The organism is Agrobacterium sp. 22-226-1 (assembly GCF_053522345.1).
Window position 1 is genome coordinate 167,955 of record NZ_JBNWCP010000012.1, and the last position, 9,618, is coordinate 177,572.

Consider the following 9,618-nt stretch of genomic DNA (forward strand, 5'->3'; position numbering starts at 1 on the left):
GCCTCACATCCTGAATATGCCGAAACGGGTGGGCTCAATCGGTGCATTGAGCGCGGCGGAGAGGCCAAGCCCAAGCACGAGGCGTGTATCCTTCGGGTCTATGATGCCATCGTCCCACAGCCTTGCACTGGCGTAATAGGGATGGCCTTCTCGTTCGTATTTTTCCCGGATCGGCTGTTTGAACGCCTCTTCGCCTTCCTTCGACCAGTGGCGGCCATCGGCCTCGATGCCGTCGCGGCGGATTTGCGCCAGAACGGACGCCGCCTGTTCGCCGCCCATCACCGAAATGCGGGCATTGGGCCACATCCATAAAAAGCGTGGGGAATAGGCGCGGCCGCACATGCCATAATTGCCGGCGCCGAAGGAGCCACCGATGATGACGGTGAATTTCGGCACTTTTGCCGAGGCGACGGCGGTAACGAGCTTGGCGCCATCCTTGGCGATGCCGCCCGCCTCATAGGCCTTGCCGACCATGAAACCGGTGATGTTTTGCAGGAAAACCAGGGGAATGCCGCGCTGGCAGCAGAGTTCGATGAAATGCGCGCCTTTGAGCGCCGATTCCGAAAACAGAATGCCGTTATTGGCGATGATGCCGACAGGATAACCGTGGATATGGGCAAAACCGCAGACCAAAGTCGTGCCGTAAAGCGCCTTGAACTCATCGAATTCGGAACCGTCCACCAGACGCGCGATGATCTCCCGCACCTCGAAGGGTTTTCGCGTATCGGCGGGAACGATGCCATAGAGCTCTTCAGCCGGATAAAGCGGCTCCGTCGGCTCGCGAATATCCAGCTCCACCTGTTTGCGGCGATTGAGGGTGGATACGATCCGCCGGGTCAGCGCCAGCGCATGGCGGTCGTTATTGGCGTAGTGATCGGTAACGCCGGATTGGCGGGAGTGCACGTCGGCGCCGCCAAGTTCTTCCGCGCTCACCACCTCGCCGGTGGCGGCCTTCACCAGCGGCGGGCCGCCGAGAAAGATCGTGCCCTGATTTTTGACGATGACGGACTGGTCGCTCATCGCGGGCACATAGGCCCCGCCCGCCGTGCAACTGCCCATCACCACGGCAATCTGGGCGATGCCTTCCGCCGACATATTGGCCTGATTATAGAAGATGCGGCCGAAATGATCACGGTCGGGAAACACCTCGTCCTGATTGGGCAGGTTGGCGCCGCCGGAATCCACCAGATAGATGCAGGGCAGGCGGTTCTCCGTGGCGATTTCCTGCGCGCGCAGATGTTTCTTCACCGTCAGCGGATAATAGGTGCCGCCTTTCACCGTCGCATCATTGGCGACGATCACACATTCCCGGCCCGAGACCCGACCGATGCCGGTGACGATGCCGGCGGCGGGAACGGGTTCGTCATAGACCTCGTAAGCCGCGAATTGCGAGAATTCCAGGAATGGACTGCCGGGATCGAGAAGGGCTTCGATCCGGTCGCGCGCCAGCAATTTGCCGCGGGAAAGATGCCGTTCACGGGCCTTGTCGCCGCCGCCTCTGGAGATTTTTTCGACGTGGTGCCGCAGGTCATCCACCAGACCGGACATGAAGTCGACATTGGCAGCGAAGGTGGGGTCGCGGTTCAGACTGGAAGTAAGCTTCATCGCGTGTCCTCACCCGTTGCCCTTGACCAGTTCGCGGCCGATCAGCATCCGGCGGATTTCGCTGGTGCCCGCGCCGATTTCATAGAGCTTGGCGTCGCGCAGCAGCCGTCCGGCCGGGCTTTCATTGACATAACCGGAGCCGCCGAGAAGCTGGATGGCATCCAGCGCCACCTGTGTCGCCCGTTCGGCGGCGAACAGGATTGCGCCCGCTGCATCCTGTCTTGTGATGCGGCCATTGTCGCAGGCCCGCGCCACGGCATAGACATAGGCGCGCGATGCATTCATGGCCGAATAAATATCGGCGAGCTTTCCCTGCACCAGCTGGAATTCGCCGATCGGCTTGCCGAATTGCTTGCGCTCACGCGCATAGGGCAGCACCAGATCGATGGCCGCCTGCATGATGCCAACCGGGCCGGCGGCCAGCACGGCGCGCTCGTAATCCAGCCCGCTCATCAGCACCGTCACGCCGTCATTCAAACGGCCGAGAATGTTCTCTTCCGGCACCTCGCAATCCTCGAAAACCAGTTCAGACGTGGGCGAGCCGCGCATGCCGAGCTTGTCGAGTTTCTGGGCCGGGCGAAAACCCTTGAAGCCCTTTTCGATCAGGAAGGCGGTGATGCCGCGTGGGCCGGCGGACATATCCGTCTTGGCGTAGACCACCAGCGTATCGGCCTCATGGCCATTGGTGATCCACATCTTCGCGCCGTTCAGCACATAGTGGTCACCCTTGCGCTCCGCCTTCAGCCGCATCGACACGACATCCGAACCGGCTTCCGTCTCGCTCATGGCGAGCGAACCGACATGTTCGCCGGAGACGAGTTTCGGCAGATATCTGTGCTTCTGCTCATCCGTTCCCCAGCGGTGAATCTGGTTGATGCAGAGGTTGGAATGGGCGCCGTAGGAAAGGCCGATGGAAGCGGAAGCCCGGCTTATCTCTTCCATCGCCACGCAATGGGCGAGATAGCCCATGTCGGCGCCGCCGAATTCTTCCGAAACAGTGATGCCGTGCAGACCGAGCTGACCCATTTCTGGCCAGAGCTTGCGTGGAAAACGGTCGTCGCGGTCGATCTCCGCCGCCAAAGGGGCGATTTTATCGTCTGCGAATGCGCTTGCGCTGTCGCGCAATGCTGCGATTTCCGGGCCGAGATCGGCATCGAAAATGGCGGCGAGGTTCAAACTCATCGCGTCTCCTCCTCCGGACGGCTTTTGCCGCCGTCCCTTTTGTCAGCGGCCGGCACCTCCTCCGCGCCGGCAGCCCTTGATTTACGGCGCGTCACCCCCGGTGAAGGCGGCGGAACGGCGCACGAATGTCTTGATGGCGAAATTGGACTGGATGCGCGACACGCCGGGAACCGTGGTCAGGAAATCCAGAAGTTCCTGATAATGCGGCAAATCCCGCACCATGGCGTGGATCAGATAATCCGAACTGCCACTGGTCTGATAACCGCCGACCACTTCCGGAATGGATGCGACATGGTGTTCGAAGGTCGTCAGCGCTTCCTTGATCTGCCGTTCCAGAGTGACGGAGATGAAGACGCCCATATTGCCGAGCAGCCGGTTCTCATCGAACACGGCGGTATAGCCGCGAATGATGCCTTCCTCTTCCAGTTTGCGTACACGGCGCAGCGTTGGCGTGAAGGAAAGACCGATGCGGGCCGCCAGATCGCGCCAGCTCACCCGCCCGTCATCGCCGAGCACATGCAGAATCTTGCGGTCGAAACTGTCGAGCTCAATCATGGATCATTTGCTCTATGATATGACTAATTGTTGGATCAAAGATATCGTCAATCAAAAAACTGTCAATCAAAATAGCTTTGAAATGAATTCGAGATAGTGATAGCGTTCACCTCAGTCGCGGTCTGGAGGAGGTTGCGATGACGGTCGTTCTCTCAAGCGGGAGAATGGCCAAGGGAGGTGAATTTGGCTGTGCATGACCCTGTCGTGATCGTCGGGGCCGCCCGTACTGCTATGGGTGGGTTCCAGGGCGAATTCAAATCGGTGGCTGCGCCCGATCTTGGGGCCGCGGCGATCCGTGCGGCCGTCGAACGGGCCGCTGTTCCGGTTTCTGATATTGATGATGTATTGATGGGCTGTGTGCTTACGGCCGGGCAGGGGCAGGCGCCCGCCAGACAGGCAGCCATTGCCGCCGGCATTCCCAATTCGATTGGCGCGACGACCATCAACAAGATGTGCGGCTCGGGCATGAAGGCGATCATGCTGGGCCATGACCAGATCGCGGCGGGAAGCTCTTCCATCGTGCTTGCGGGCGGTATGGAGAGCATGAGCAATGCGCCCTATTTGCTGGATCGCGCCCGAAATGGCTATCGTCTCGGTCATGGCAAGGTCATCGACCATATGTTTCTCGACGGTCTCGAGGATGCCTATGACAAGGGCCGGCTGATGGGCACTTTCGCGGAAGATTGCGCTGAAACCTATCAATTCACCCGCGCCATGCAGGATGATTATGCGCTCGCCTCGCTGGAGCGGGCGCGTCGCGCCATAGCGGAAGGAGCCTTCGAAGCGGAAATAGCGCCTGTCGGCGATGTTGTTGTGGACGAGCAGCCGGGCAAGGCAAGGCCGGAGAAAATCCCGCAGCTGAAGCCCGCCTTTCGCGATGGCGGAACGGTGACGGCGGCCAATTCCAGCTCGATTTCCGATGGTGCGGCCGCTCTCGTTCTCATGCGTCGCTCCGAAGCGGAAAGGCGGGGTCTTTCACCGCTGGCGACCATTATCGGTCAGGCCTCCCATGCGGACGCACCCGCGGGATATCCAACGGCTCCCATCGGCGCGATGAAAAAGCTGTTCGAAAAAACCGGCTGGGCGGCGAGGGATGTCGATCTTTTCGAAATCAACGAGGCCTTTGCCGTGGTGGCGATGGCGGCAATGCGCGATCTCGATCTGCCGCATGACAAGGTGAATGTGCACGGCGGAGCCTGCGCTCTCGGCCATCCGATCGGCGCTTCCGGCGCGAGGATCGTCGTCACCCTGCTGGCGGCCCTGCAGCGTCACGGGCTGAAGCGCGGCGTGGCCGCCGTCTGCATTGGCGGCGGTGAAGCAACCGCGCTTGGCATTGAGCGGCATTGAGGGGAGGCGGCGATGATCCTGAACGAAGCCCAGCAGCAGATCAGGGACATGGCCCGCGATTTCGCCCGCGAGCGGCTCGCCCCTGGGGCTGCTTCGCGTGACCGGGAAAGCCGGTTCCCGAAAGACGAATTGAAAGAAATGGGGGATCTCGGCTTCCTTGGCATGCTTGTCTCCGAGGACTATGGCGGGTCGGAAACCGGTGCCGTCGCTTATGCCCTGGCGCTGGAGGAAATCGCTGCCGGTGATGGCGCCTGTTCCACCATCATGAGCGTTCACAATTCGGTAGGCTGCGTGCCGATCCTGAAATTCGGGACCGAAGACCAGAAACAGCGATTCCTGCCGAAACTCGCTTCCGGCGAATGGATCGGCGGTTTTGCGCTGACCGAACCGCAGGCTGGTTCCGATGCGTCAAACCTCAAGACCCGCGCCCGGCGGGATGGCGACCGCTATGTTCTCGATGGTGCAAAACAGTTCATAACGTCAGGCAAGAATGGCGATGTCGTCATCGTCTTTGCCGTCACCGATGCGGCGGCGGGCAAGAAGGGCATCACCGCCTTCATCGTGCCGACCGATACGCCGGGTTACGAGGTCATCCGGGTCGAGGAAAAGCTCGGCCTGCATTCGTCCGACACCTGCCAGATTGCCTTTACCGACATGGCGGTACCGGCCGAATTGCGGCTGGGCGAAGAGGGGCAGGGTTATCGCATCGCGCTTGCCCATCTGGAGGGCGGCCGCATCGGCATCGCTGCACAGGCGGTCGGCATGGCGCAGGCCGCCTTCGAGGCCGCGCGGGATTATGCCCGCGAGCGCAAGGCCTTCGGGCAGGCAATCGTGGAGCATCAGGCGGTGGCGTTTCGCCTTGCGGATATGGCGACGCGGATTGCGGCGGCGCGGCAACTGGTGTTGCATGCGGCGGCGCTGAAGGAGGCGGGAGAGCCCTGCCTCTCTGAAACTTCGATGGCCAAGCTCTTTGCCTCCGAAATGGCCGAGCGTGTCTGCTCGGACGCCATCCAGATTCACGGCGGTTACGGCTACATGGCGGATTATCCGGTGGAGCGGATCTATCGCGATGTACGCATCTGCCAGATTTACGAGGGGACTAGCGATGTCCAGCGGATGGTGATCGCGCGGAACCTTTGAGAGTTGTTTCGCGGTCTGGAGGAGATCGCGACGGGAGGAGTAGAATGGATATAACCGAAACGCCACGTCTCAGCCTGCATGTTCCCGAACCTGCGGTGCGGCCCGGCGGGGAGCCGGATTTCTCCAATGTGAAAATACCCAAGGCCGGCTCCGTGCCGCGCCCGGAGGTTGACGCCGCGCCGGAAAGCATGCGCGATCTCGCTTATTCGATCATCCGCGTCCTCAATCATCAGGGCGAGGCCGTCGGACCCTGGGCCGGGTTGCTTTCGGATGAGGAATTGCTGGTGGGCCTCAAAAACATGATGCGGCTTCGGGCTTTCGATGCCCGCATGCTGATGGCGCAGCGGCAGGGCAAGACCTCCTTCTACATGCAGCATCTGGGCGAAGAGGCGGTAAGCTGCGCCTTCCGCAAGGCGCTTTCCAAAGGCGACATGAATTTTCCGACCTACCGGCAGGCGGGGCTGCTGATCGCCGACGATTACCCGCTCGTCACCATGATGAACCAGATTTATTCCAACGAGCTCGACCCGCTGCACGGGCGACAATTGCCGGTGCTCTATTCCTCGAAAGAGCACGGTTTCTTCACCGTCTCCGGCAATCTCGCCACGCAATATGTGCAGGCGGTCGGCTGGGCGATGGCGTCAGCCATCAAGGGCGATACGAAGATCGCCGCAGCATGGATCGGCGACGGCTCGACGGCGGAGTCGGATTTTCACTCGGCGATGGTCTTTGCCTCCACCTACAAGGCTCCGGTGGTTCTCAATATCGTCAATAACCAATGGGCGATTTCCACCTTTCAGGGCATCGCGCGCGGCGGCTCCGGCACCTTTGCGGCACGCGGCCTGGGCTTCGGCATTCCCGCACTTCGGGTCGACGGCAACGATTATCTCGCCGTTTATGCCGTGGCGCGCTGGGCGGTGGAACGGGCGCGCCGCAATCTCGGCCCGACGCTGATCGAATATGTGACCTATCGTGTCGGCGCCCATTCCACCTCCGACGATCCGAGTGCTTACCGCCCCAAGACGGAGTCCGAGGCATGGCCGCTGGGCGATCCGGTTCTGAGGCTCAAGAAACACCTCATCCTGCGTGGCGTCTGGTCGGAGGAAAGGCACCGGCAGACGGAGGCGGAAATTGCCGATGAGGTGCTTGAGGCGCAGCGCGAGGCGGAAAGCCACGGCACGCTGCATGAGGGCGGCAAACCGCCGAAAAAGGATATTTTCGAAGGCGTCTACGCCGAGATGCCGCCGCATCTCGCCCGCCAGCGCCAGAAGGCAGGGTGGTAACCATGGCAAGAATGACGATGATTGAAGCCGTCCGCAGCGCCATGGATGTGTCCATGGAACGTAGCGACGATGTCGTGGTGTTCGGCGAGGATGTGGGCTATTTCGGCGGCGTGTTCCGCGCCACGCAGGGGTTGCAGGGAAAATACGGCAAGACCCGCTGTTTCGATGCGCCGATCAGCGAATCCGGCATTGTCGGCACCGCCATCGGCATGGCCGCTTATGGCCTGCGGCCCTGTGTCGAAATCCAGTTCGCCGATTACATGTATCCCGCCTATGACCAGATCACCCAGGAGGCGGCGCGCATTCGCTATCGCTCCAATGGCGATTTCACCTGCCCCATCGTTCTCAGAATGCCGACCGGCGGGGGCATTTTTGGCGGGCAGACGCACAGCCAGAGTCCGGAAGCGCTTTTCACCCATGTCTGCGGGCTGAAGGTGGTCGTCCCTTCCAACCCCTATGATGCCAAGGGACTGCTCATCGCCTCCATCGAAGACCCCGACCCGGTGATGTTTCTGGAGCCGAAGCGGCTTTATAACGGCCCCTTCGACGGGCATCACGACCGGCCGGTGACGCCCTGGTCCAAGCACGAGATGGGGGAAGTGCCGGAAGGGCACTACACCATTCCCATCGGCAAGGCGGAGATACGCCGTCCCGGAAACGCTGTCACCGTCATCGCTTATGGCACCATGGTGCATGTGGCGCTGGCGGCGGCGGAAGAGACGGGTGTGGATGCCGAGATCATCGATCTGCGCAGCCTGCTGCCGCTCGATCTCGATACCATCGTGAAGTCCGTTTCCAAGACCGGCCGCTGCGTCATGGTGCATGAGGCGACGCTGACCTCCGGCTTCGGGGCCGAAGTCGTGTCGCTGGTGCAGGAACATTGTTTTTATCACCTTGAGGCCCCCGTCGTCCGCGTTGCGGGCTGGGATACGCCTTACCCGCATGCGCAGGAATGGGACTATTTTCCGGGACCGGCCCGTGTCGGGCGCGCCCTTGTCGAAGTCATGGAGGCCTGACTATGGCGGAATTTGTTCTCACGATGCCCGATGTCGGTGAAGGTGTGGCGGAAGCCGAGCTGGTGGAATGGAACGTCAAACCGGGCGATCTCGTCCATGAGGACATGGTGCTGGCCGCGGTGATGACCGACAAGGCGACGGTGGAAATCCCATCCCCGGTGGCGGGCGTCGTCACCTGGCTCGCCGTGACGGTTGGAAATACCGTGCCGGTGAAGGCGCCGCTCCTGCGCATCGAAACCGATGTCGCGGCCGCCGCTCCCAATGGCAGCGTGCCGGAAGGGGAAGCACCCACCCAGCTGACGGAAGCGCCTGTCGACATGACGGACACGCCGCCACCCGTTGAAGCCCAGCCGACGGTGCGAGAGGCCGAGGAGGCGCCGCCGCCGCCCGCCGCCGAACCGCATCATAAACCGCTGGCGTCTCCCGCCGTTCGCCAGCGCGCCGACGATCTCGATATCGATCTCACCAAGGTCAAGGGAACGGGGCCGGACGGGCATATCACCCATGCCGATCTCGACGGGTTTTTAACCGTGCGGGGACGGCCGGAACGCCCCGAGCCCATAGCGCCGCACGATAGCGCTGTCGAGGAGGTGAAGGTGACCGGGCTCAGGCGCAAGATTGCCGAGAAGATGGTGCTTTCCGCCTCCCGCATTCCCCACATCACCTATGTCGAGGAAGTCGACGTGACCGATCTGGAGGATTTGCGCGCGACCATGAACGGCAACCGCCGTTCCGGGCAACCGAAGCTGACGATCCTGCCGTTCCTGATGCGCGCGCTGGTGAAAGCTGTTGCCGATCATCCCGGCATGAATGCCACCTTTGACGACGACAAAGGTGTCGTCAGTCACTATGAAGCGGTTCATATCGGCATCGCCACGCAGACGCCGTCGGGCCTCACCGTTCCGGTCGTGCGTCACACGGAAACGCTCGGTCTTTGGGAATGCGCGGACGAAGTCGCACGCGTCGCCGAAGCCGCCCGCACCGGCACGGCGCATCGGGAAGAGCTGATGGGCTCCACCATCACCATCAGTTCGCTGGGAGCCTTGGGCGGTGTGGTCTCGACACCCATCATCAATCACCCGGAGGTGGCGATCATCGGTGTCAACAAGATCATGACACGTCCGGTCTGGGACGGGACGCGCTTCGTGCCGCGCAAGATGATGAACCTCTCATCGAGCTTCGATCACCGGGTTGTCGATGGGTGGGATGCGGCGGTCTTCATCCAGGCCGTCAAGGCATTGCTGGAGAAGCCCGCGCTTATTTTTATCGAGTGAAGGCGATCCGTGCTCCCTCATCCCTGTGCTCGTCACAGGGATCCAGCCAGCCCAAGTCTTTGGGCTGAAAGGACTCTCTCCACCGCGCAGGCGCGCGTCGACTGGATTCCTGTGACGAGCACAGGAATTGTCTGTCGGAATTATGCTTTATTGTTCGGGACGTTGGATGACCTCCGAGGCGGCCACCCCGGAGGTCATGCGATTGTACGCCCGAAC

The 9,618-nt window shown here is 61.5% G+C and carries 8 protein-coding genes; 5 read left to right on the forward strand and 3 right to left on the reverse strand.

From position 1 onward, the window contains the following. Positions 1–3: 3 nt before the first annotated feature. The 3 genes from ACQZ5K_RS19900 to ACQZ5K_RS19910 all read right to left on the reverse strand — a co-directional run bounded on the left by ACQZ5K_RS19900 (position 4) and on the right by ACQZ5K_RS19910 (position 3,342). The gene (locus ACQZ5K_RS19900) at positions 4–1,605 is read right to left on the reverse strand and encodes a carboxyl transferase domain-containing protein (RefSeq protein ID WP_448741182.1); all 1,602 of its coding nucleotides are present in this window, start codon (positions 1,603–1,605) and stop codon (positions 4–6) included. Between the two features lie 9 nt (positions 1,606–1,614). After that, a complete protein-coding gene (locus ACQZ5K_RS19905) occupies positions 1,615–2,787 on the reverse strand; it encodes an isovaleryl-CoA dehydrogenase (RefSeq protein WP_448741183.1) in 1,173 nt (390 codons plus the stop codon). 81 nt (positions 2,788–2,868) lie between these two features. Further along, positions 2,869–3,342, reverse strand: a complete 474-nt coding sequence (locus tag ACQZ5K_RS19910; protein ID WP_035221263.1) for an Lrp/AsnC family transcriptional regulator — start codon at positions 3,340–3,342, stop codon at positions 2,869–2,871. 231 nt (positions 3,343–3,573) lie between these two features. Here ACQZ5K_RS19910 and ACQZ5K_RS19915 point away from each other — a divergent pair, with 231 nt between their 5' ends. The 5 genes from ACQZ5K_RS19915 to ACQZ5K_RS19935 are packed head-to-tail and all read left to right on the forward strand — an operon-like array spanning position 3,574 to position 9,402. Beyond that, positions 3,574–4,689, forward strand: a complete 1,116-nt coding sequence (locus ACQZ5K_RS19915; RefSeq protein ID WP_448741186.1) for an acetyl-CoA C-acyltransferase — start codon at positions 3,574–3,576, stop codon at positions 4,687–4,689. 12 nt (positions 4,690–4,701) lie between these two features. After that, positions 4,702–5,829 (forward strand): acyl-CoA dehydrogenase family protein, encoded by a 1,128-nt coding sequence (locus tag ACQZ5K_RS19920; protein ID WP_448741184.1) that lies wholly within the window; start codon positions 4,702–4,704, stop codon positions 5,827–5,829. 44 nt (positions 5,830–5,873) lie between these two features. Then, entirely contained in the window at positions 5,874–7,112 is a 1,239-nt protein-coding gene (locus ACQZ5K_RS19925) for a 3-methyl-2-oxobutanoate dehydrogenase (2-methylpropanoyl-transferring) subunit alpha (protein WP_137004843.1), read from the forward strand. 2 nt (positions 7,113–7,114) lie between these two features. Continuing rightward, positions 7,115–8,128 carry an alpha-ketoacid dehydrogenase subunit beta gene (locus ACQZ5K_RS19930; RefSeq protein WP_059753514.1) on the forward strand — a complete coding sequence of 338 codons (1,014 nt, stop codon included), beginning with the start codon at positions 7,115–7,117 and terminating at the stop codon, positions 8,126–8,128. Positions 8,129–8,130: 2 nt separating this feature from the next. Further along, the gene (locus tag ACQZ5K_RS19935) at positions 8,131–9,402 is read left to right on the forward strand and encodes a dihydrolipoamide acetyltransferase family protein (RefSeq protein ID WP_448741185.1); all 1,272 of its coding nucleotides are present in this window, start codon (positions 8,131–8,133) and stop codon (positions 9,400–9,402) included. Positions 9,403–9,618 lie beyond the last annotated feature (216 nt).